This is a genomic window from Paracoccus sp. S4493 (genome assembly GCF_000967735.1).
In the GTDB taxonomy this organism is placed as follows: Bacteria; Pseudomonadota; Alphaproteobacteria; order Rhodobacterales; family Rhodobacteraceae; genus Paracoccus; species Paracoccus marcusii.
Map to the genome: position 1 here is coordinate 52,559 of NZ_JXYF01000009.1, position 19,970 is coordinate 72,528.

Sequence of the window (19,970 nt, forward strand, 5' to 3'; positions counted from 1 at the left end):
GCGATCAGCCGAAGTCGTGGAAGATGAACCAGGCGCCGAGGCAGATCAGGGAGAAGCCCACGCCGTGCTGCCAGCCGATCCGTTCGCCCAGATAGACCCAGGAGAAGATCGCGAAGACCGAGAGGCTGATGACCTCCTGAATGGTCTTGAGCTGGGCGGCGCTGAAATAGCCGTAACCGATGCGGTTCGCGGGCACCTGCATCAGGTATTCGAAGAAGGCGATGCCCCAGCTGATGAAGATCACCGTTACCAGGGGGGCGGTCTTGAACTTGAGGTGACCGTACCACGCGACGGTCATGAAGATGTTCGAGGCCAGCAGCAGGCCGATCGTGGCGACGGGAACCGGCAGGGTCATCGGATCAGTCCCACTGGCTCTGGCGGTCGCGGGCAAGGTTGCCGAAGCGGGTAAACTGACCCTCGAAGGCCAGCTCGACCGTGCCGATGGGGCCGTGGCGCTGCTTGCCCAGGATCACCTCGGCCTTGCCATGGACGTTCTCCATCACCTGCTGCCAGCGGGCCATCGCGTCCAGGTCGCTGTCCGAGGGCTTTTCGCGTTCCTTGTAGTATTCCTCGCGGAACACGAACATCACGATGTCGGCGTCCTGCTCGATCGAGCCGGATTCGCGCAGGTCCGACAGTTGCGGGCGCTTGTCCTCGCGGTTCTCGACCTGGCGCGACAGCTGGGACAGGGCGATGACGGGGATGTTCAGCTCCTTGGCCACGGCCTTGAGGCCCTGGGTGATCTCGGACACCTCGTTCACGCGGCTGTCCTTGGCGGTCGCGGCCTTCAAGAGCTGAAGGTAGTCCACGATCAGCACGTCCAGCCCATGCGTGCGCTTCAGCTTTCGGGCGCGGGCGGCCAGCTGGTTGATGGGCAGGGCGGGCGTGTCGTCGATGAACAGCGGACAGTTCTGCAGCGCGTGCGCGGCCTCGACGAAGCGGCGGAATTCGCCCTCGTCCATGTTGCCGCTGCGGATGCGCTCGGACGCCACCTCGGCGGCCTCGGACAGGATGCGGGCGGCCAGCTGTTCGGCCGACATCTCGAGGCTGAAGAAGCCGACGACGCCGCCCTCGATCGAGCCTTGGGTGCCGTCGGGCTTTTCGCCCAGCTTGTGAGACTTGGCGATGTTGAAGGCGATGTTGGTCGCCAGCGCGGTCTTGCCCATCGACGGGCGGCCGGCCAGGATGATCAGGTCCGAATTGTTCAGACCGCCCATCTTGCCGTCCAGGTCGATCAGCCCGGTGGAAATCCCCGACAGCTTGCCGTCGCGCTGATAGGCGGCGTTGGCGACCTGAACCGCGCCGGTCACGGCCTTGAGGAAGGACTGGAACCCGCGTTCGGCCACCCCGGCCTCGCCCAGCTTGTAGAGCGTCTGTTCCGCGGCCTTGATCTGCTCCTCGGCGTCATCGCCCACCTCGACGGTGGCGGCGCGGGCGGCGATGTCCTGGCCCAGGGTCATCAACTCGCGCCGCAGGGCGAATTCACGGATCATCTGGGCATAGTCGCGCGCGGCATAGGCGCTGATCGCCGCCGCCGCCATGCGCGCCAGATAGGCCGGGCCGCCCAGTTCCTTCAGGCCGTCGTCGTTCTCAAGGAAGGCCTTGATCGTGACGGGGCTGGCCAGCGCGTTGCGGCGGATGCGTTCGGCGCAGATGTCGAAGATGCGGGCATGGACCGGGTGATAGAAATGGTCCGACTTGATGATCTGGCTGACCCGGTCGAACACGTCGTTGTTGGTCAGCAGCGCGCCCAGCAACTGCTGCTCCGCCTCCAGCGAAAAGGGGATGGCCTGCTTGTCCTCGGGCCCGTCGGCCTGTCCGGGAACGATGAAATGCGCGCTGGTGACGGTGAGAGTGCTCATGGTCTGCCTGCCCCTTCGTTGGTTGCGGTCCAGATTAAACCGAACCGGCCGGCCGCGTCATGGGGCCGGCCGCAGTTTGTTGGGGATAACCCCGGATCAGCCGTTTGCCGCCTGCCATGCGCGGGGGTCGGTCAGGAAGGCCTCGACCTCGGTCAGGGTCGCGTCGTCGAAGGCCCCCTGGGCGCGGGCCTCGGCCAGGACGTCCCACCAGGTGCACAGGTGATGCAGCGCCACGCCGTGATCGGCCAGCCGCTGCGTGGTCTCCGGGAAGATGCCATAGTAGAAGATCACCGCCGTATGCGCGCAGGTCGCGCCCGTCTCGCGGATCGCGTCGACAAAGGACAGCTTGCTGCCGCCGTCGGTGGTCAGATCCTCGACCAGCAGGACCCGCTGGCCCTCGGTCATCACGCCCTCGATCCGGGCGTTGCGGCCGTAACCCTTGGGCTTCTTGCGCACATAGGTCATGGGCAGGCCCAAGCGTTCGGCGACCAGCGCGCCGAAGGGGATGCCCGCGGTCTCGCCGCCCGCGACGTTGTCGAAGGCCTCGAAGCCCGCGTCGCGCATGACGGTCGCTGCCATGAAATCCATCAGCGTGGCGCGGACGCGCGGAAAGCTGATGATGCGGCGGCAATCAACATAGGTCGGCCCCTTGAGACCGGACGCATAGGTAAAGGGCTGGGCCGCGTTGAAATCGACGGCCTTGATTTCCAGCAGCATCCGGGCGGTCAGGCGGGCGATCTCGTCGCGCGCAGGAAAGGTCAGGCTCATTGGTCCTCCAGATGCCAGAACAGCGGGAAACCGGGGTCGAAGACGGTGACGGTCTCGTCGCCCGCGGTGATCTGCGCCGGATAGTCGACGGCCGTGTCGCGGCGCGTCAGGGTGATGCGGTCCTCGTTCGGCGCCATGCGATAGAAGGCTGCGCCGTTCAGGCTGGTGAAGGCCTCCAGCCGGTCCAGCGCACCGTCGTCCTGGAACACCTGCGCCAGGATCGACATGGTGTTCGGCGCCGTGAAGCAGCCCGCGCAACCGCAGGGCTGCAGCTTCGCCGCGTCCGTGTGCGGCGCGCTGTCGGTGCCTAGGAAGAACCGCGCATCTCCGCTGGTCGCAGCCTCGCGCAGCGCCAGGCGGTGGGATTCGCGTTTCGCGACCGGCAGGCAGTAGTAATGCGGCCGGATGCCCCCCGCCAGGATGGCATTGCGGTTGATGACCAGATGATGCGTCGTGATCGTCGCGCCCAGGTCGTCGCCGCCCGCGCGGGCGTAATCGACGCCCTGCGAGGTCGTGATATGCTCCATCACCACGCGCAGGCCCGGCGTACGGCGGCGCAGCGGGTCCAGGACCGTGTCGATGAACACCGCCTCGCGGTCGAAGATATCGACGGACGGGTCGGTGACCTCTCCGTGCACGCACAGCGTCACGCCGGCCTCGGCCATCGCCTCCAGCACGGGCTGGACGCGGTCGAAATCGGTCACGCCCGATGCGCTGTTCGTGGTGGCGCCCGCCGGATACAGCTTGACCGCGCGGATGATCCCGTCACGGAACGCGCCCACGACATCGGTCGCGTCCGTCGTGTCGGTCAGGTACAGCACCATCTGCGGGTCCAGCGCGGCACCCTGGGGCAGGGCGGCGCGGATGCGGTCGCGATAGGCGGCGGCCTGGGCGCCGGTCGTGACCGGCGGCACCAGATTGGGCATGATGATCGCGCGGCCGAATTGCGCAGAATGCGGCGCGACCGCGGCCAGCATCGCGCCGTCGCGCAGATGCAGGTGCCAGTCGTCCGGGCGGCGAAGGGTCAGCGTCTGTGTCATGAGGCTGCCTCTAACCACGGCAGCACCGTCTTGCCAAGCAGCCGCGTTCAGATTTCGGGAACCCTGTCCGAAAGTCGCGGTTGAGTGTCTGCGCCATGGGGCGCAATGTGGCTTTGCCGGGCAGTTCCTGTGATGGCAGCCGAAAGGACCCTCGCCGATGAACCCGATGATGCCGATGATTCTTCCCGCAGCCCAGGCCCGGCTTGCGTCCCAGTTCGCGCGGATCGCGATCGAATCGAACATGGTGATCGGGCTGCGCATGGCGGGGATGATGGGCCTGATGGTTCAGGCCCCCGGAGAGCCGTTCCGCATGGTCGCCGAAAAGCAGGCTGCGGTATCGGAATCGCTGTTCGCGATGGCCAGCGCCGGGATGCGTGGGCACAGCGCCGAACGCATGCTGTCGGCCGGCATGCGTCCCTATGCCCGACGGACCCGCGCGAATTCCCGGCGCCTGTCCGCGGTCAAGGCCGGCTGAGGCGGAACAAGCCGTGCATCCGCCCCGTTGGTCCCTAACGCAACATCGGGATGGAGCGGGCGGATGAAGACGGCACTGATCACCGGCGGCGCACAGGGCATCGGCAGGGGCATCGTGACCCGCCTGCGGTCAGACGGCTGGCGCGTCGCGGTCTTTGATCTGGATGCAGAGGCGCTGGATGAGATCGGCGCGGCCGATCCCGGCCTGTTGGCCCTGCCCATCGATGTCGGCGACGAACGGCAGGTGGCGCAGGGAATGCTGGCCCTGCAGGGCTGGCTGAAGGGGGCAGGGCTGAACCTGGTGGTGTCGAATGCGGGCATCGCCGATCCGGTCAGCGGCCCCATCGAGGATCTGAGCCTCGAGGACTGGCAGCGGTGGCAGGACAGCCACGTGACCGGGGCATTTCTGGTGATCCGCGCGACGGTGCCCCTGCTGCGTCAGGCGCGGGGCAGCATCGTCACGATGGCATCGACCCGTGCGCTGCAATCGGAACCCGACACCGAGGCCTATGCCGCGGCAAAGGGCGCGTTGGTCGCGATGACCCATGCGCTGGCGGTCAGCCTGGGGCCCAAGGTGCGCGCGAACTGCATCCTGCCCGGCTGGATCGACACAGGGCCGTGGCAGAAGGCCGCGAACCGCAGCGATGCGGACCATTCCGACGCCGACCGCAATCAGCATCCCGTGGGCCGCGTCGGCCGGGTCGAAGATATCGCCGGGCTGGTCGCGTGGCTGGCCTCGGACGAGGCCGGGTTCGTGACGGGCCAGCGTTTTGTGGTCGATGGCGGCATGACGGTTCGGATGATCTATGCCGACTGAATGTGGCGTCTTGCCATGAAAAAGGGCCCCGCAACGGGGCCCTTTCCTTTGGTCCGGCGGGGGTGTCAGATCAGCTTGCCCATCGCCACGGCCGTGTCCGACATGCGGTTCGAGAAGCCCCATTCGTTGTCGTACCAGGTCAGGATGCGGACCATGCGGCCCTCCATGACCTTGGTCTGGTCCATGTGGAAGATCGACGAATGCGGGTCGTGGTTGAAGTCGGACGACACCAGCGATTCCTCGGTATAGCCCAGGACGCCCTTCAGCGGGCCGTCGGCGGCCGCCTTGATGGCACCATTGATCTCGGCGACCGAGGTGTCGCGGCTGGCCTCGAACACCAGGTCCACGACCGAGACGTTGGGCGTCGGCACGCGGATGGCCACGCCGTCCAGCTTGCCCTTCAGTTCCGGCAGGACCAGCCCGACGGCCTTGGCGGCCCCAGTCGAGGTCGGGATCATCGACAGCGCCGCGGCGCGGGCGCGGTACAGGTCCTTGTGCATCGTGTCCAGCGTCGGCTGATCGCCGGTATAGCTGTGGATCGTGGTCATGAACCCGCGGTCGATGCCGATCGTGTCGTTCAGGACCTTCGCCACCGGCGACAGGCAGTTCGTCGTGCAGCTGGCGTTCGAGACGACCAGGTCGTCCTTGGTCAGCGTGTCGTGGTTCACGCCATAGACGATGGTCTTGTCCGCGTTCTCGCCCGGGGCCGAGATCAGGACGCGCTTGGCACCGGTGGACAGATGCGCCTGCACCTTTTCCTTGGAGGTGAACAGGCCCGTGCATTCCATGATCACGTCGACATCGCCCCAGGGCAGTTCGGCCGGGTTGCGGATCGCGGTGACCTTGATCGGGCCGCGGCCCACGTCGATGCTGTCGCCCGACACCGTGACCTGTGCCGGAAAGCGTCCGTGGACGCTGTCATAGCGCAGCAGGTGGGCGTTGGTCTCGACCGGGCCAAGATCGTTGATGGCGACGACCTCGATATCGGTGCGGCCCGATTCGATGATTGCGCGCAGGACGTTGCGACCGATCCGGCCGAAGCCGTTGATGGCGACCTTGACTGCCATGGGTATCCCTCTCGAGCAGGTGATGGTTGCCCGTGGTGTAGCGTGGCGGCAGGGGCGATGCAAATGCCGAAACGGGCAGCAGCCCCGCCCGTCAGCGCCAGAAGCTGAGATACTCTATCAACCGATCCATCGCCCGCGCGGCCATCAGCGGCAGGTGTCCGTCCAGCCACACATGGTCCACGGCAAAGGCCGCGGCGATCAGCAGCAGCAGGGCAATCGCGATCTGGTTGGTCATCTGCGCCTCCGGTCGTCGGGGTTATCGCGCGGGGACCTGCCCGCGCCAAGACCCTATTCGTCGTCCTGCGGCATCTTCAGGGTCAGCTGACCCGCCTCCTGCAGGCGGCGGATCGCGCTGATGACCTCGGTCATTGCCTCCTCGACATCCTTGGGGCGGGGCTTGCCCAAGGCCTCCCGCTCTTCTCGCAGGCCGTCGGACATGCGCTGCGACAGGTTCGACAGGATGAATTCCGCGGCAGCCGCATCGGCCTCGGCCGGCGCGGCCAGGGCGCGGACCAGCGTGGTCTGATCCAGTTCGCGGACGATCTTGGGCACCTCGCGAGGTTCGATCCGGGTGGGGATATGGGCAAAGATGAAGATCGCCTTGCGCACGCCATCCGCGAATTCCATGTCGCGTTCGTCCAGCGCGCCCAGCACGTCGTCACGCAGATCGGCGGTGGCAAAGTTCAGGATCGCGCCCATGCGGTCGCAGGCCGGCGTGGCGATGGCGGGCTTGGGCAGCGCCTCGGCCGCCTGCAGCAGCACCAGCCCGACCCGGCGCAGCGCCGCGGGCGTCACGCCCGAGGTCATCGACATCGCCTGCGCCACCACGCGCGCCCGGTCGCGGGGCAGGGCGATGAAGGTGGCCGATGCCGCCTCGACCGGCAGCTTGGACAGCATTAGCGCCACCAGTTCGACGGATTCGGCATTCGCCAGCGCGATCAGGGATTCCTTGGGCAGGTTGCACAGGCGCACCCAGGGGTCGGACTGCCCGGTGATCGCCGCGGTGCGCCGCAGGGCGTCAGAACTGTCGTCCGACAACCGTGCGCCCAGCATGGCCAGCGTGCCGTCCAGATCGCCCGGAAAGGTGACGCCGACCGATTCCAGCCGGTCGCAGAATTCGGTGATGACGGCGTCGCGGGTGTTGCGGTCGATCAGCTCCATCCCCGCCATCTCCTGCGCCAGCAGGGTCTGGGCATTGGGGTTCAGGCGGTCCAGTCCCGCGACCTCGTCATCGTCCAGCAGAAGGCGCACGATCACCGCCGCCTTCTGCCGCTGGTTCAGCCCTGTCTGGCCCGTCATCGCCGCCTCCGTCATCGCATTCGACGGCAGATTGCCACGACAGCCTTAACGCAAGGTTGACGGCGACCCGAAATTACAGCGGGTCGGCGCCGAAGACGCGGGCGAAGATCGTATCGACATGCTTGGTGTGATAGCCCAGATCGAACTTCTCGTTGATCTCGTCCGGGGTGAGGGCGGCGGTCACCTCGGCATCGGCCAGCAGTTCGGTGCGGAAATCCGCGCCCTTTTCCCAGACCTTCATAGCGTTGCGCTGAACCAGGCGATAGCTGTCCTCGCGCGACACGCCGGCCTGCGTCAGGGCCAGCAGCACCCGTTGGGACATGACCAGACCCTTGAACTGGTTCATGTTGCGCAGCATGTTTTCTGGATAGATCACCAGCTTCTCGACCACGCCCGCCAGGCGGTGCAGCGCGAAATCCAGCGTGATGGTCGTGTCCGGCCCGATCGCACGCTCGACCGAGGAATGGCTGATGTCGCGCTCGTGCCACAGGGCGACGTTCTCCATCGCAGGGATGACCGACATGCGCACCAGCCGCGCCAGACCGGTCAGGTTCTCGGTCAGGACGGGGTTGCGCTTGTGGGGCATCGCGGACGAGCCCTTCTGGCCGGGGCTGAAGAACTCCTCGGCCTCCAGGACCTCGGTGCGCTGCATGTGGCGGATCTCGATGGCGATGTTCTCGATGCTGGAGGCGATCACGCCCAGGGTGGCAAAGAACATCGCATGGCGGTCGCGCGGGATGACCTGGGTGCTGATCGGTTCGGGGCGCAGGCCCAGCTTCGCACAGACATGCTCCTCGACCGCCGGGTCGATATTGGCAAAGGTGCCGACCGCGCCGCTGATCGCGCCGGTGGCGATCTCCTCGCGCGCGGCTTGCAGGCGCGCGCGGCCGCGGGCCATCTCGGCATAGAAGCGGGCGAAGGTCAGGCCCATGGTGGTCGGTTCGGCGTGGATGCCGTGGCTGCGGCCGATGCGGACGGTGTCCTTGTGTTCATGCGCGCGGGTCTTCAGCGCGGCCAAAACCCGGTCCATGCCCGCCAGCAGCAGGTCGCTGGCGCGGACCAGCTGCACGTTCAGCGTGGTGTCCAGCACGTCGCTGCTGGTCATGCCCTGGTGGACGAAACGCGCCTGGTCGGCGCCCACATGCTCGGCCAGATGCGTCAGGAAGGCGATGACGTCATGCTTGGTGACGGCCTCGATCTCGTCGATGCGGGCCACGTCGAACTGGACGTCGCGGGCCTTCCAGACGGCCTCGGCATTCTCGCGCGGGATCACGCCCAGATCGGCCTGCGCATCGCAGGCATGTGCCTCGATCTCGTACCAGATGCGGAACTTGGTCTCGGGGGACCAGATGGCGACCATTTCGGGGCGGCTGTAACGCGGGATCATGGCGGGCTCCTTTTGCTGGGTCGGGGCATAGCGGGGCAGGGGGGCGGGGGCAAGTTTTCATGCGCCCCGGCTGGCTTTGCGGGAACATTCCCCGCGCAAGGGGGGTTCGGTGGCAACAGACGCGACAACCGACCGGAGATTGCCATGCGCCGCCCCCAGACCCCCCGCCCGCCCCTGACCGAGGCCGACCGCACCAGCCAGACCCGCTTCGGTCCGCGCCCTGTGCCTGCCGGCCATCGTGGCCCGCAGCCGCGCCGCACGGACGACACCTCGACCGTCGCCAAGGCCGTGGTCTGGGCCGGCGTCGCGCTGGGCATGGCCGGGGTGACGGCCGCTGCGGCCATCGCCGCGCGCAAGCTGGCCGGAACGGACGATGCGCCCCGCCCGGCCTATCGCCCGGCAGCCGCCCCCCGGTTCGCCCATCTGGAAGAGGACGAGCGCGAGGCGATGCGCCGCCGTGTCCGTGCCCAGGCCCGCGAGGACAACGCCCATGCCGCCCGCCTGCGCGCCAAGGCATCGCGCGGCCGCAGCGGCAATTTTGCCAAGGACCTGACGCGCACCGCGACCGACCTGTCGGACGCTCTGAACGGCGTCGCGCAGTCGCTGGCGGGGGCGTTCCAGTCGTTCCGCGGCGTTTCCAGCCAGGCGACGACCATCGTGGGCGATTTCGTGGCCGCTGCCGATCAGCTGCGTGCCATCCTGAATGGCGCGCCCGGTCCCAATCCGGGTCCCGTCCAGCAGCGTGCCCCGCGCCCGCAATCCGACGACACCCGGATCTGATCCGCCCATCAGGGACGACGCATGACCCAAGGGACCGGCATTCGCGACGCCCTGTTCGGCCCGCTGGATGACGACACGAAACGGCGTTTTGGCCTGATGGCCGCTGACCCCGCCCCGGTGCCCGCCAAGCGGATGCCGGGGCTTCGCGACATGACGCGGGCCGACCTGTTGGCGGTCGCGAAATCGACGTTTCGCCAGATCGGCGACGATCGCGTCACGTCGGTGGCCGGGGGCGTCACCTTCTTCGGCCTGCTGTCGCTGTTCCCGGCTATCACCGCCTTCGTGTCGCTGTACGGGCTGTGGGCGGACCCCTCGACCATCCAGAGCCATCTGGAACTGATCGAACCGCTGCTGCCCGAAAGCTCGCTGGAGATCATCCGCGCGCAGGTCGTGTCCATTGTCTCGGCCTCGACGGGCGCGCTGTCCCTGGCGGGGGTCGTCGCGCTGCTTGTCGCGTTCTATTCGGCGAATGGCGGGATGAAGGCGCTGCTTTCGGCGCTGAACGTCGCATTCTTTCAGCGCGAGACGCGCGGCATCGTGCGTCTGAACCTGGTGGCGATGTGCTTTACCATCGGCGGGCTGGCGATGATCGCGCTGATGCTGGCGGTGATCGCGGTCGTGCCCATGCTGTTGCGGCTGTTGCCCATCGGCTGGGGGGCCGAGACGATCCTGGCCGTGATCCGCTGGCCGCTGATGCTGGGCCTGCTGATCGCGGCGCTGGCGGCGGTCTATCGCTGGGGGCCCGCGGCGCCCAAGTCGCGCTGGCGCTGGATCTCTCCAGGCGCGGTCTTTGCCGGGCTGGCGCTTGTCGCGACCTCGATGCTGTTTTCCTGGTACGCGGTGAATTTCGGCAATTACAACCAGACCTACGGATCGCTGGGTGCGGTGGTCGCACTGATGACTTGGCTATGGCTGAACGCGACGATCGTGCTGGTCGGGGCCGAGATCAATTCCGAACTGGAACGCCACCTGAAGCATATGGCAGGCTTGCCCGACGACCGTCCCCTAAAGCGCGAGGCCCGATGACCCTGTCCCCTTACATCCCCCTGGGGTTCGCCATCGCGCTGGAGGTTCTGGGCACGACGCTGTTGCAGCGCTCGGAACAGTTCACGCGGCTGGCGCCCACGGTGGGGATGGCCGTCTGCTATCTGGCCAGCTTCTACCTGCTGTCAGTCAGCCTCAAGGTGCTGCCCCTGGGCGTGGCCTATGCCATCTGGAGCGCATTCGGCGTGGCTCTGGTCGCGATGATCGGGCTGGTCGTGTTCGGCCAGCGGCTGGACCTGCCGGCGGTGATCGGGCTGTGCCTGATCGTTGCCGGGGTCGTCGTCATCAACGTGTTCTCCCGTACCGTCGGGCACTAACGCTCGGTCAGCTTCAGTTCGATCCGGCGGTTCAGGGCGCGGGCTTCGGGCGTGTCCTGGGTCGCGATGGGGCGGGTGTCGGCAAAGCCCGTGGGCGCCAGGCGCTCGGCCGGAAAGTCCAGATCGTCGGACAGATAGCGTACCACGGCTAGGGCGCGGGCCTGGCTCAGTTCCCAGTTGTCGGCATAGCGGCCGGTCCCCGACAGGGGCAGGTTGTCGGTATGCCCGTCGACGCGGATGATCCAGTCGATTTCGGGCGGGATCTCGTCGGCGATGTCGCGCAGCAGGGTGGCAAGCCCGGCGACCTGTTCGCGGCCAGCCTGGGACAGGGTGGCCTCTCCGGGGGCGAACAGCACTTCGGACTGGAACACGAAGCGGTCGCCCACGACCTGCACGCCCTCGCGCCCCGACAGGATCTGCGACAGCCGGCCGAAGAATTCGGACCGATAGCGGGCCAGGTCCTGGGCCTCGGCCTCGGCCGCAAGGCGGGCCTCCTCCTCCAGCGCCAGGCGGGCGCGGGTCTCCTCGGCGGCGCGGACAAGGGCGGCGTTCAATTGCTGGCCCAGGTCGGACACGCGCAGCTCTGCATCCGCCTGCTCCTGCCCCGCCGCATCCAGCAGCGCCTGCAACGACCCCAGCTGAGAGCGCAGCTGCGCCACCTGTTCGTTCAGCGCCGCCACCCGGCGCTGGCTGTCCTGCGACAGGTCCTCCTGATCGGCCAGCTCCGCCCGCGCGGTGGCCAGCAGGGCGGCCTGACGCTCTGCCTCGGACAGCTGGGCCTGGGCCTGCGTCTCCGCCGCGTCGCGGGCGGCATTCGCGGCGGCCAGCAGGGTCAGCGTCTCCTCCGCCTCGCGGCGACGCTCCTCCAGGGCCAGGGTCATGGCGGTTAGTTCGGCATCCGCCCCCTCCAGCCGCTCGCGCAGCAGGGCTGCGGCCTCGGCCTCAGCCAGCCGGGTCTGTTCGGCCTCGGTCAGGCTGGCCTGGGTCCGGTCCAGCTGCGCCTGCTGCTGGCCGACCTGTGCGCGCAGGTCCGCGGCCAGCGCCTCCAGCGCATCGCGGCGGGCGGCAGCAAGGCGCGCGGCCTCGGCCTGCGCGTCGGTCTCGGACCGGGCGGCCGCGACGGCCAGTTCCGCGGCCGATGCGCGGTCCTCTGCCTGATCCAGCTGCGTTTCCAACGTCTCGAGCCGCGCCTGACCCTGTGCGCGTTCGGCCAGCAGGGTAGCGACCTCGGCCTCGAAGTCGGTCAGGCGGGTGCGCGCCTCGGCCAGCTGGGTCTCTCCGGTGGCCAGCTGGCTGGACAGGCGGGCGATGCGGGCGGCCCGGTCGCGGGCCTCCGCCTCGGCGCGGGCGGCACGCTCGGCCTCGGTCTCCAGCGACCGGGTCAGGTCGGCCTCGCGATCCTTGGACGCGTTCAGCGCCTGGCCCAGGGACGCCACCTGCGCGCCCAGTTCGTTCAGCTGGCGTTCCTGGCGCGAGATGACCTGACCCTGATCGGTGATCGTCTCGTCCTGGGTGCTGATCGTGTCGTCCTGGGTGGTGATCTGTTCGCGCAGCACCCCCTGGACCACGGTAAAGATCGTCAGCACGAACATCAGCACCAGAAGCAGCGCCGTCATCGCGTCGACGAAGCCCGGCCAGATCGTGGACGAGAAACGCTGCGCCGAGGATCCGCGGGACAGGCGCATCGGTCTAGCCCTCGCCGCGGGCGGGGTCGCGGCCCAGCAGGTCGTCGCGGAACGGATCGCCAAAGCGCGCGGCGCGGACCGCGCGGGTCAGCACCAGGATGTCGGCGCGCAGATCGGCCACCGCCTCGTTCCGGCCATTGGTCAGTTCGGTGGTCAGGCGGTCCAGCGCGGCCTCCAGCCGCGTCAGGTCGGGGGCGGGCGGCTGGTGATCGGCCAGCCGCGTCAGGGCCTGGGTCAGGCGTTCGGACTGGCCGTCGGGCGCGTCGCGGTCGGCCTGCGCCTGCTGGACCAGCGCGTCGATCGCCTGTGCCATGACCACGACGCGTTCGTCGGCCATCAGCGCGGCCTCGTCCCGCATGGCGTCGCGTTCGGCGTGATAGGCCTGCAGGCGGTCCATCTGCCCCGCCATCTGGTCCAGGAACCCGGCCAGTGCCGCCTGATCGACACCGTCCCCGTCACCCGAGGCGATGCTGATCCGAGTAAAGCCCGACATCCACTCCTCAAGCTCGCGATAGAACCGGTTCTGGCCGTGCGTCACGAACAGCTCCAGAAGGCCTACCACCAGCGACCCCGCCAGACCCAGCAACGACGAGGAGAATGCCGTCGCCATCCCGCCCAGCTGCGATTCAAGGCCCGTCATCAGGTTCTGGAACAGGTCCAGCCCCGACTGTCCGTTTTCGGGCGACAGTGCCCGGATGGTCGCCACAACCGCCGGGATGGTTGTCGCAAGACCGTAGAATGTGCCCAGAAGCCCCAGAAAGATCAGTAGATTTGCCAGATAGCGGGTGATGTCGCGCGCCTCGTCGATGCGCGTCGCGACCGAATCCAGGATCGAGCTTGCGGCGCTGGCGCTGATCGCCTCTCCGCCGGGCCCGCGCGATCCCAGCAGGGCCGCCAGGGGGGCCAGCAGGCGCGGCGCCTCGTCCTGGGTGGTGCCGTTGCGGTCGGTGTCGCGGCGCCGGGCGGCGAACCGTTCGATCCAGCTGACCGACCGGGTCAGCTGCCCCACCTGCCAGAAGCAGGCCAGCACGCCCAGGGCAAAGACCGTCAGGATCAGTCCGTTCAGCCAGCGGTTCGCGTCGAAGATGGACAGGATCCGCCCATAGGCGAACCAGCCCCCCGCCAGGACCAGCCCCAGCACGATCAGCATCATCAGAATCTGCCGCACCGGTTGGGAAAAGCGCGGCGCGCCCGCCGCCCCGATCAGGGCCTTGTCCCGCGTGGCCGAGATGCGCCGGTTCGTCAGGGTCAGCCGCGAGGGCGCCCTGGGGTCGCCATGTGTCGGATCGCTCACCGGTAAATCCCCGTCCCATCGATGCTTTTGCTCGACTGTAGGACGGGGCGCCTCACTTGCCAAGCATTCCGACGGCGCGGGTCAGCCGGGCGGCGGCAACAGCGCCCGGACGGCATCGGACAGCGCGTCCAGATGGTCGTCGGGCATGCCGATCTGCGCCAGATGGGCGGCGGTGTTGAACAGGTAGTCGGCATTCGGCCCGCGCCCGCCATGCGCCTGCGCGATGATGCGGGCCTGTTCGTCGGCGGGCAGGCCGCCGGCATATTGCCAGTGGTCGCGCCGCATCACATAGGCCAGCGCCTGTACCCGCCGACCGTCCTGCAGATCGACAGGCAGGATCGCCTCGCGATAGGCGTCGGTCACCAGTTCGCGCGCACGCAGGTCGGCCAGGACGCGGTCGTGATCGCGGGGGCGGATGCGCAGGGCCACGCCCTGGCAGCTGGCGCCGTCCTGCGGATCAAGGCCCAAAACAAGGCCGGGCACGGCCTCGGTCCCGCGATGCTGGATCGACCGCAGGCAGAAGCTGCGGGCATATCCGGCCAGGCGCGCATGCACGGTCTCGGCCGGATCGAAACCGGGGTTCCAGATCAGCGAGCCATAGCCGAAGACCCAATCGATGCGTTTCATTGTCCGTCCTTTCGGGGCACAAGGTAGGGCAGGACGGGGCGGGAAAAAAGGGCAGGGCGGGGATGCGCGGGATGGTGATCGGGACGGGACTGGTGCTGGCGCTGCTGGCGGGCGGCTGGCTGGGCGCCGAGACGCTGGCCAGCAACCGCGTGGCCGCACTGATCGCGCAGGACCCGGCGCTGCAGGCCGCATCGGTTTCGCCCCTGCGCGATCCGCGCCGGATCGGCGTCGCGCTGTCCGAACCGTCCTGGTCGGACCCGGCGCTTTCCATCAGCCTGCCCTGGGCGCGCCTGTTCCTGTCGCCGTCGTCGCCGCTGACCGCGCAGCTGGACCTGCCCGACGGTGCGGCGGTGACCCAAGGCGGGCAGGTGATGCAGCTGGGTCTGTCGGCGCCCGTGGCCAGCATGGCCCTGTCACCCCTGAACGGCATGGCGCCCAACCGGCTGGACGTGCAGGCCCGCGACCTGACGCTGGACGGCCAGCCCCTGGCGCAGGGCCTGTCGCTGCAGGCGCGGCTGGCGGGGCTGGGATCGGATGCGCCGCGTCCCGCGCGGGCGGCCTATGACCTCGATCTGGGGCTGACCGACCTGCAGGTCGGTGGACTGGCGCAGCTGGGGCTGGACCCCGGTCCGATCCCCGGACCGCTGTCGGTCTCGGGGCCGCTGCGGATCTGGCTGGACGGCACGCCCACGGTCACCGACGACGCCGCGCCGCAGATCGTCGGCTGGCAGACCGCCGGGCTGGACCTGCGCGCCGACACGATCGGCCTGCGCATCGTGGGGCGCCTGTCGCGCGACGACCAGGGCTTGGCCGAAGGGCAGGTGGCGCTGTATTCCGCAGACGCGGATGCGATGATTGGGATGGCCACCGGGCTGGGGCTGATCCCGGCGCAGGCCGCGATGCTGCTGCGGGCAGGCCTGTCGCAGCTGTCGCAGGCGGATCTGGACGACACGCTGCCCGGCCCCGACTTTCCCGCAGCGGCCGAGGGCGAGCTGCGCGTGGCCGTCATCATGCGCGATGGCCAGCTGATCCTGGGCGGTGTGCCGATCGGCCCCGCCCCGGCGATCTAGCCCGCGGGTCGGGCGCCGGGGGTGCGGCCGAAATCGGGCGCCTCGGTGTCCTGTCCGGCCTCGATGATGCCGCGGCGGATCGCCCGCGTGCGGGTGAAGTAGTCGTGCAGCTGCTGGCCGTCGCCCATGCGGATCGCGCGCTGCAGGACGAACAGCTCCTCGGTGAAGCGGCCCAGGATGTCCAGCGTCGCCTCCTTGTTGTGCAGGAACACGTCGCGCCACATCGTCGGGTCGCTGGCCGCGATCCGGGTGAAGTCGCGGAAACCGGCGGCGGAATACTGGATCACCTCCTCGCCCGAGACGCGGCGCAGGTGGTCGGCCACCCCCACCATCGTATAGGCGATCAGGTGCGGCGCATGGCTGGTCACGGCCAGGACCAGGTCGTGATGGGGGGCGTCCATCCGGTCGGTCTTGGCGCCCATCGCGGTGATCAGCCGGTCCAGCCGCGCAAGCGCCTCCGGGTCGGTGTCGGGCAGCGGCGTCAGCAGCCACCAGCGGTTGCGGAACAGGCTGGCAAAGCCCGCGCGGGGCCCTGAATGTTCAGTGCCGGCCAGCGGATGGCCGGGGATGAAATGCACGCCCGCGGGCAGGCAGGGGGCGACCGCGTCGATGACCGACTGCTTGACCGAACCGACATCGGTGATCGTGGCACCGGGGGCCAGATGGGGCGCGATCTCGGCCATGACCTCGGCCATGGCGCCGACGGGGACGGCCAGCACCACCAGATCGGCGCCGGCCACCGCCAGGGCGGCGGTGTCGCAGACCTCGCACAGGCCGATCTCGCGCGCGGTGTCGCGCGTCGCCTGGCTGCGGGCATAGCCGGTGACGCGGCCGGCCAGGCCGCCGTCGCGAATGGCATGCGCCATCGATCCCGCGATCAGGCCCAGCCCGATCAGCGCCACCTTGTCATAGACCTGCGTCATTGCGCGCGCCCCTGCATGAAGTTGCCCAGGCAGTCCAGCACCCGCGTCACGGCCGCCTCGTCGCCCACGGTGATGCGCAGCGCGTTGGGCAGGCCGTATCCGCCCACGCGCCGCACCAGGATGCCTTCGGCGCGCAGCGCCGCATCGGCCGCGGTCGCGGTCTGGGGGCTGGCAAAGCGGGCCAGCACGAAATTGGCGAAGCTTTCGTCGCAGCCGATGCCCATCTGGATCAGCGATTGCCGCATCCGGTCGCGCATCCGCGCGTTCAGCGCGATGCAGCGGTCGGTGAAGTCGCGGTCCAGGACGGCGGCACGTGCGGCCTCCATCTGGGCGTTGGACAGGTTGAAGGGCTGGCGGATGCGGTTCAGCACGTCGATCACCGCGCGCGCGGCATAGCCCCATCCGATGCGCAGCCCGCCCAGGCCATAGGCCTTGGAGAAGGTCCGCGTCATGATCACGTTCGGATGCCGGTCGACCAGCGACGCGCCGCCGTCGAACCCGTCGGCGAACTCCGTATAGGCGCCGTCATGGACGAACAGCACCTGCGGCGGCAGGCCATCCACCAGCCGCTGCAACTCGTCCGCGCCCAGCATCGTGCCGGTCGGATTGGCCGGGTTCGCGATGAAGACGATGCGCGTGCGCTCGGTCACCGCGGCCAGGATCGCGTCCACATCGACCCGGCGCGTGTCCTCCGGCACGGTCACCGGGATCGCGCCGACCATGCGTGCCAGGATGGGATACATCGAAAAGCCGTGCTCGGTCGTGATGACCTCGTCGCCCGGACCGGCAAAGGCCTGAACCACGAACTGCAGCACCTCGTCCGAGCCCACGCCGCAGATGATGCGGTCCGGATCCAGCCCGTGCACCTGGCCGATGGCCGCGCGCAGCCCCGCGTGATCGGTCGCCGGATAGCGGTGCAGATCGCCCGCTGCCTTGCGGAACGCGTCCTGCGCCGCGGGGCTGGGACCAAGCGGGTTCTCGTTCGACGACAGCTTGAGCACGTCGTCGCGGCCTGCCAGCGTGCTTTCGCCGCTGACGTAAAGCGCGATATCCATGATGCCGGGCTGCACGGGGGTCTGGGTCATGGGGGTCCATCCTTGTGTCCGGCCCCGTTTAGTGCCGTGCCGATGCCAAGGAAAGCCCCCAAACCGTCGCGTGCCGCATGCTTGGGCAAGGACGAAATCCGCTGCGTTGATCGGCGGGACGTCGACATGGCGCAGCACGATGCCATCGCCGCCACAGCGGATGACCGTGTCCCGATCAATGATGCGCAGATCCGCAATCCGATTTGACCCGATGGCCGCTGGGATGCGCGATCCAAGCCCCGTTTCCGCTCAAGCGGCCAGAACCGGGATTGGTCGGGGCGGTCAGTTCAAAGGGTCCGCGCTGGATGCGGGCCATCACGGCAGTCCGACGAGGACGAATGCCGCCCCGCCAGCCGATCCTGATCGAACGGCAATTGGGAAAATGAGTGCAATGCCATGCAAAAGGCCGCATCCGAAGATGCGGCCCAAAGACGGTCGATCTGGCGAAGATCAGTTCTTCGCGTAGAATTCGACGACCAGGTTCGGTTCCATCTGCACGGCATAGGGGATGTCGCCCAGGGCCGGGGTGCGCACGAAGGTCGCGGTCATCTTGTTGTGGTCGACTTCCAGGTAGTCCGGGACGTCGCGCTCGGTCAGGGCGACGGCTTCCAGCACGATGGCCAGCTGGCGCGAACGCTCGCGGATCGAGATGACATCGCCTTCCTTGACGCGGTAGGACGCGATGTTCACGCGCTGACCGTTGACCTGGATGTGGCCGTGGTTCACGAACTGGCGGGCGGCCCAGATGGTCGCCACGAACTTGGCGCGATAGACGACGGCGTCCAGGCGGCGCTCCAGCAGGCCGACCAGGTTCTCGCCGGTGTCGCCGCGGATCCGCTCGGCTTCGGCATAGATGCGGCGGAACTGCTTTTCGGTCAGGTCGCCGTAGTAGCCCTTGAGCTTCTGCTTGGCGCGCAGCTGGGTGCCGAAGTCCGACAGCTTGTTCTTGCGGCGCTGGCCGTGCTGGCCGGGGCCGTATTCGCGACGGTTGACGGGCGACTTGGCGCGGCCCCAGATGTTCTCGCCCATGCGGCGATCGAGTTTGTACTTGGCAGACGTGCGTTTGGTCACGGCTGATCTCCTTCAACAGGTTGCGAAGGGCGTTGTCCTCTGGCCAAGGTCTTTTGGACCGGGGCCTGACAGGGTTCCCCTTGCGGGGTCCACCAACACCAACGAAGCGTGCCGTATAGACGCGCAGGCCCCGGTGTCAACCGCAATCGCCCTAGTCCAGCGCCCCGTCCGGCTGAAAGAAATGCGCCAGCGGCAGCCCCGCGGCCCCCAGGATGCGCGCGCTGCGGCCAAGCGATCCCTCGATCACCTGCGGACGGTCGATGCCGGCGGTCGGCATCCCCTCCAGCGCTGCGCGGGTCGCCTGGGCCAGCCGCGCGCGCGTCGCGGGCGGTACCGCCCCGTCGATCACCACCAGCGGCAGATCGACCAGAGCCACCGCCGACAGCGCGACGAAGGCCAGCGCCCGGCCCGCCTGGTCGGCCCATTCCGACTCGATCCCGGCGGGAACGTCCCAGCCCAAATCGTCGGGCGGCAGGGACCGCCCGATCAGGGCCTCCAGCGCCGAGACCGAGGCCTTTTCCAGCAGCTGGCCGCCCTGTGCGCCCACGACCGGAATGGGCATCGACCCCAGGGCGCCCGCGTTGCGGGTCGGACCATGGCGCAGCGCGCCGTCCAGCACGATGCCGCCGCCCGCGAAATGGGCGATGTAGATGTGGATGAAGTCCCGCGGCAGGTCGGTCTTGCCGAAGATCAGTTCTGCCCCGCAGGCGGTGGTGGCGTCGTTTTCCACGAAGATCGGGACGGGCAGGCTGCGCGACAGTTCGGCCTGCAGGTCGTGGTCCAGCCAGTCGGCCATCTCCTGGCCCCAGTCCCACAGTCGATAGGGGGTCGCGACACCCAGTCCCATCAGACGTGCGCGCTGGCCGGGGTCCAGCGATGCGGTCATCGTGTCCAGCCCCTGACGCGCGAATGCCAGCACGCGGTCGGGGGTGGGGTGGGCATAGACCTCCTGGCGGTGCATGCGCACGCGGCCCGCGAAATCGACCAGCGCCAGTTCGACCAGCCGGCGTCCGATCTTGAGCCCCAGGAACCACGCCCCGTCCGGGGCCAGCGCCAGCGGGGTCGAGGGTTGGCCGACCTTGCCCCGCACCACCGCCCCGGCGTCCAGATAGCCCGCCATCATCAGCTTGCGCGTCAGGTTGGTGATGGACTGTGCCGACAGCCCCGTCAGCTGCGCCAGCGCCGCGCGCGGCATCGGTCCCCGCCGTCGGATCAGCGACAGGATCAGCCGTTCGTTCCGGCTGAGCGCGCCGGGGCCGTCACGATCTAGGGGCATGGGTTCCGTCCTCCTGAATCGCATTAATCAACATGATTGATTTATTGACAAGCGCAATCTTCTGGTGCTTTGTAACGTCAAGAC

22 protein-coding genes are annotated in these 19,970 nt (G+C 68.4%); 7 read left to right on the forward strand and 15 right to left on the reverse strand.

Annotated features, from left to right (window positions below):
* Nucleotides 1-4: 4 nt before the first annotated feature.
* From TW83_RS02325 to pyrC, 4 genes are all read right to left on the reverse strand, one after another.
* Entirely contained in the window at nucleotides 5-355 is a 351-nt protein-coding gene (locus TW83_RS02325; protein ID WP_045981166.1) for a DMT family protein, read from the reverse strand.
* A gap of 4 nt (nucleotides 356-359) precedes the next feature.
* Complete coding sequence (locus tag TW83_RS02330; protein WP_084697213.1) at nucleotides 360-1,862, reverse strand: replicative DNA helicase; 1,503 nt, start codon at nucleotides 1,860-1,862, stop codon at nucleotides 360-362.
* Nucleotides 1,863-1,958: 96 nt separating this feature from the next.
* The gene (locus TW83_RS02335; protein WP_045981167.1) at nucleotides 1,959-2,630 is read right to left on the reverse strand and encodes an orotate phosphoribosyltransferase; all 672 of its coding nucleotides are present in this window, start codon (nucleotides 2,628-2,630) and stop codon (nucleotides 1,959-1,961) included.
* Nucleotides 2,627-3,670 carry a dihydroorotase gene (pyrC, locus tag TW83_RS02340; protein WP_045981168.1) on the reverse strand — a complete coding sequence of 348 codons (1,044 nt, stop codon included), beginning with the start codon at nucleotides 3,668-3,670 and terminating at the stop codon, nucleotides 2,627-2,629. Before pyrC ends, TW83_RS02335 begins: the two co-directional genes overlap by 4 nt.
* 157 nt (nucleotides 3,671-3,827) lie before the next feature.
* On the opposite strand from pyrC, the gene TW83_RS02345 reads away from it, so the two are divergent.
* Nucleotides 3,828-4,145, forward strand: a complete 318-nt coding sequence (locus TW83_RS02345; protein WP_232303263.1) for an antibiotic ABC transporter — start codon at nucleotides 3,828-3,830, stop codon at nucleotides 4,143-4,145.
* Between the two features lie 63 nt (nucleotides 4,146-4,208).
* On the forward strand, nucleotides 4,209-4,961 hold the full coding sequence (locus TW83_RS02350) for an SDR family oxidoreductase (RefSeq protein ID WP_045981169.1): 753 nt from the start codon (nucleotides 4,209-4,211) through the stop codon (nucleotides 4,959-4,961).
* 65 nt (nucleotides 4,962-5,026) lie between these two features.
* Here TW83_RS02350 and gap read toward each other — a convergent pair whose 3' ends face one another.
* The 4 genes from gap to purB all read right to left on the reverse strand — a co-directional run bounded on the left by gap (nucleotide 5,027) and on the right by purB (nucleotide 8,714).
* Nucleotides 5,027-6,028 (reverse strand): type I glyceraldehyde-3-phosphate dehydrogenase, encoded by a 1,002-nt coding sequence (gene gap, locus TW83_RS02355; RefSeq protein ID WP_045981170.1) that lies wholly within the window; start codon nucleotides 6,026-6,028, stop codon nucleotides 5,027-5,029.
* Nucleotides 6,029-6,119: 91 nt separating this feature from the next.
* The gene (locus TW83_RS21775) at nucleotides 6,120-6,263 is read right to left on the reverse strand and encodes a hypothetical protein (RefSeq protein ID WP_045981171.1); all 144 of its coding nucleotides are present in this window, start codon (nucleotides 6,261-6,263) and stop codon (nucleotides 6,120-6,122) included.
* 53 nt (nucleotides 6,264-6,316) lie between these two features.
* Entirely contained in the window at nucleotides 6,317-7,327 is a 1,011-nt protein-coding gene (locus tag TW83_RS02365; protein ID WP_127898176.1) for a FliG C-terminal domain-containing protein, read from the reverse strand.
* 73 nt (nucleotides 7,328-7,400) lie between these two features.
* Nucleotides 7,401-8,714 carry an adenylosuccinate lyase gene (gene purB, locus TW83_RS02370; protein ID WP_045981172.1) on the reverse strand — a complete coding sequence of 438 codons (1,314 nt, stop codon included), beginning with the start codon at nucleotides 8,712-8,714 and terminating at the stop codon, nucleotides 7,401-7,403.
* Nucleotides 8,715-8,858: 144 nt separating this feature from the next.
* Between purB and TW83_RS02375 the strand changes: the two genes are divergently transcribed.
* From TW83_RS02375 to TW83_RS02385, 3 genes are read left to right on the forward strand one after another with little or no spacing between them, the layout of a single operon-like run.
* Complete coding sequence (locus tag TW83_RS02375) at nucleotides 8,859-9,494, forward strand: hypothetical protein (protein ID WP_045981173.1); 636 nt, start codon at nucleotides 8,859-8,861, stop codon at nucleotides 9,492-9,494.
* Nucleotides 9,495-9,515: 21 nt separating this feature from the next.
* A complete protein-coding gene (locus tag TW83_RS02380) occupies nucleotides 9,516-10,520 on the forward strand; it encodes a YihY/virulence factor BrkB family protein (protein ID WP_052714585.1) in 1,005 nt (334 codons plus the stop codon).
* Nucleotides 10,517-10,855, forward strand: coding sequence for an SMR family transporter (locus tag TW83_RS02385; RefSeq protein WP_045981174.1), 339 nt, complete (start codon nucleotides 10,517-10,519; stop codon nucleotides 10,853-10,855). Before TW83_RS02380 ends, TW83_RS02385 begins: the two co-directional genes overlap by 4 nt.
* Here the strand turns inward: TW83_RS02385 and TW83_RS02390 are convergent.
* The 3 genes from TW83_RS02390 to TW83_RS02400 form a co-directional block, all read right to left on the reverse strand.
* Nucleotides 10,852-12,540 carry a peptidoglycan -binding protein gene (locus tag TW83_RS02390; protein WP_045981175.1) on the reverse strand — a complete coding sequence of 563 codons (1,689 nt, stop codon included), beginning with the start codon at nucleotides 12,538-12,540 and terminating at the stop codon, nucleotides 10,852-10,854. The two genes, TW83_RS02385 and TW83_RS02390, sit on opposite strands and share 4 nt — an antisense overlap.
* Before the next feature lie 4 nt (nucleotides 12,541-12,544).
* Nucleotides 12,545-13,693 (reverse strand): hypothetical protein, encoded by a 1,149-nt coding sequence (locus TW83_RS02395; RefSeq protein WP_045981201.1) that lies wholly within the window; start codon nucleotides 13,691-13,693, stop codon nucleotides 12,545-12,547.
* A gap of 222 nt (nucleotides 13,694-13,915) precedes the next feature.
* A complete protein-coding gene (locus TW83_RS02400; protein ID WP_045981176.1) occupies nucleotides 13,916-14,461 on the reverse strand; it encodes a gamma-glutamylcyclotransferase in 546 nt (181 codons plus the stop codon).
* Nucleotides 14,462-14,523: 62 nt separating this feature from the next.
* Here TW83_RS02400 and TW83_RS02405 point away from each other — a divergent pair, with 62 nt between their 5' ends.
* The gene (locus tag TW83_RS02405; protein WP_045981177.1) at nucleotides 14,524-15,531 is read left to right on the forward strand and encodes a DUF2125 domain-containing protein; all 1,008 of its coding nucleotides are present in this window, start codon (nucleotides 14,524-14,526) and stop codon (nucleotides 15,529-15,531) included.
* Here the strand turns inward: TW83_RS02405 and TW83_RS02410 are convergent.
* Nucleotides 15,528-16,454 carry a prephenate/arogenate dehydrogenase family protein gene (locus TW83_RS02410; RefSeq protein ID WP_045981178.1) on the reverse strand — a complete coding sequence of 309 codons (927 nt, stop codon included), beginning with the start codon at nucleotides 16,452-16,454 and terminating at the stop codon, nucleotides 15,528-15,530. The genes TW83_RS02405 and TW83_RS02410 overlap by 4 nt on opposite strands.
* A complete protein-coding gene (gene hisC, locus TW83_RS02415) occupies nucleotides 16,451-17,539 on the reverse strand; it encodes a histidinol-phosphate transaminase (RefSeq protein WP_045981179.1) in 1,089 nt (362 codons plus the stop codon). Before hisC ends, TW83_RS02410 begins: the two co-directional genes overlap by 4 nt.
* 81 nt (nucleotides 17,540-17,620) lie before the next feature.
* Between hisC and TW83_RS22235 the strand changes: the two genes are divergently transcribed.
* Complete coding sequence (locus TW83_RS22235) at nucleotides 17,621-17,746, forward strand: hypothetical protein (protein ID WP_255352766.1); 126 nt, start codon at nucleotides 17,621-17,623, stop codon at nucleotides 17,744-17,746.
* Nucleotides 17,747-17,989: 243 nt separating this feature from the next.
* Here the strand turns inward: TW83_RS22235 and rpsD are convergent, their stop codons facing one another.
* Complete coding sequence (rpsD, locus tag TW83_RS02420; RefSeq protein WP_045981180.1) at nucleotides 17,990-18,610, reverse strand: 30S ribosomal protein S4; 621 nt, start codon at nucleotides 18,608-18,610, stop codon at nucleotides 17,990-17,992.
* A gap of 151 nt (nucleotides 18,611-18,761) precedes the next feature.
* A complete protein-coding gene (locus tag TW83_RS02425; protein WP_052714587.1) occupies nucleotides 18,762-19,886 on the reverse strand; it encodes an ROK family transcriptional regulator in 1,125 nt (374 codons plus the stop codon).
* Nucleotides 19,887-19,970 lie beyond the last annotated feature (84 nt).

Excerpts from the sequence above, each read along its gene's own strand:
- TW83_RS02380 (WP_052714585.1), top strand. The coding sequence starts at position 9,516 with ATGACCCAAGGGACCGGCATTCGCGACGCCCTGTTCGGCCCGCTGGAT.
- TW83_RS02350 (WP_045981169.1), top strand. The coding sequence starts at position 4,209 with ATGAAGACGGCACTGATCACCGGCGGCGCACAGGGCATCGGCAGGGGC.
- TW83_RS02375 (WP_045981173.1), top strand. The coding sequence starts at position 8,859 with ATGCGCCGCCCCCAGACCCCCCGCCCGCCCCTGACCGAGGCCGACCGC.
- TW83_RS02385 (WP_045981174.1), top strand. The coding sequence starts at position 10,517 with ATGACCCTGTCCCCTTACATCCCCCTGGGGTTCGCCATCGCGCTGGAG.
- TW83_RS02325 (WP_045981166.1), bottom strand. The coding sequence starts at position 355 with ATGACCCTGCCGGTTCCCGTCGCCACGATCGGCCTGCTGCTGGCCTCG.
- TW83_RS02400 (WP_045981176.1), bottom strand. The coding sequence starts at position 14,461 with ATGAAACGCATCGATTGGGTCTTCGGCTATGGCTCGCTGATCTGGAAC.
- purB (WP_045981172.1), bottom strand. The coding sequence starts at position 8,714 with ATGATCCCGCGTTACAGCCGCCCCGAAATGGTCGCCATCTGGTCCCCC.
- TW83_RS02395 (WP_045981201.1), bottom strand. The coding sequence starts at position 13,693 with ATGATGCTGATCGTGCTGGGGCTGGTCCTGGCGGGGGGCTGGTTCGCC.
- TW83_RS02390 (WP_045981175.1), bottom strand. The coding sequence starts at position 12,540 with ATGCGCCTGTCCCGCGGATCCTCGGCGCAGCGTTTCTCGTCCACGATC.
- TW83_RS02335 (WP_045981167.1), bottom strand. The coding sequence starts at position 2,630 with ATGAGCCTGACCTTTCCTGCGCGCGACGAGATCGCCCGCCTGACCGCC.
- TW83_RS02365 (WP_127898176.1), bottom strand. The coding sequence starts at position 7,327 with ATGACGGGCCAGACAGGGCTGAACCAGCGGCAGAAGGCGGCGGTGATC.
- TW83_RS02425 (WP_052714587.1), bottom strand. The coding sequence starts at position 19,886 with ATGCCCCTAGATCGTGACGGCCCCGGCGCGCTCAGCCGGAACGAACGG.
- pyrC (WP_045981168.1), bottom strand. The coding sequence starts at position 3,670 with ATGACACAGACGCTGACCCTTCGCCGCCCGGACGACTGGCACCTGCAT.
- gap (WP_045981170.1), bottom strand. The coding sequence starts at position 6,028 with ATGGCAGTCAAGGTCGCCATCAACGGCTTCGGCCGGATCGGTCGCAAC.
- hisC (WP_045981179.1), bottom strand. The coding sequence starts at position 17,539 with ATGACCCAGACCCCCGTGCAGCCCGGCATCATGGATATCGCGCTTTAC.
- TW83_RS02345 (WP_232303263.1), top strand. The coding sequence starts at position 3,828 with ATGAACCCGATGATGCCGATGATTCTTCCCGCAGCCCAGGCCCGGCTT.
- TW83_RS21775 (WP_045981171.1), bottom strand. The coding sequence starts at position 6,263 with ATGACCAACCAGATCGCGATTGCCCTGCTGCTGCTGATCGCCGCGGCC.
- TW83_RS02330 (WP_084697213.1), bottom strand. The coding sequence starts at position 1,862 with ATGAGCACTCTCACCGTCACCAGCGCGCATTTCATCGTTCCCGGACAG.
- TW83_RS02410 (WP_045981178.1), bottom strand. The coding sequence starts at position 16,454 with ATGACGCAGGTCTATGACAAGGTGGCGCTGATCGGGCTGGGCCTGATC.
- TW83_RS02405 (WP_045981177.1), top strand. The coding sequence starts at position 14,524 with ATGCGCGGGATGGTGATCGGGACGGGACTGGTGCTGGCGCTGCTGGCG.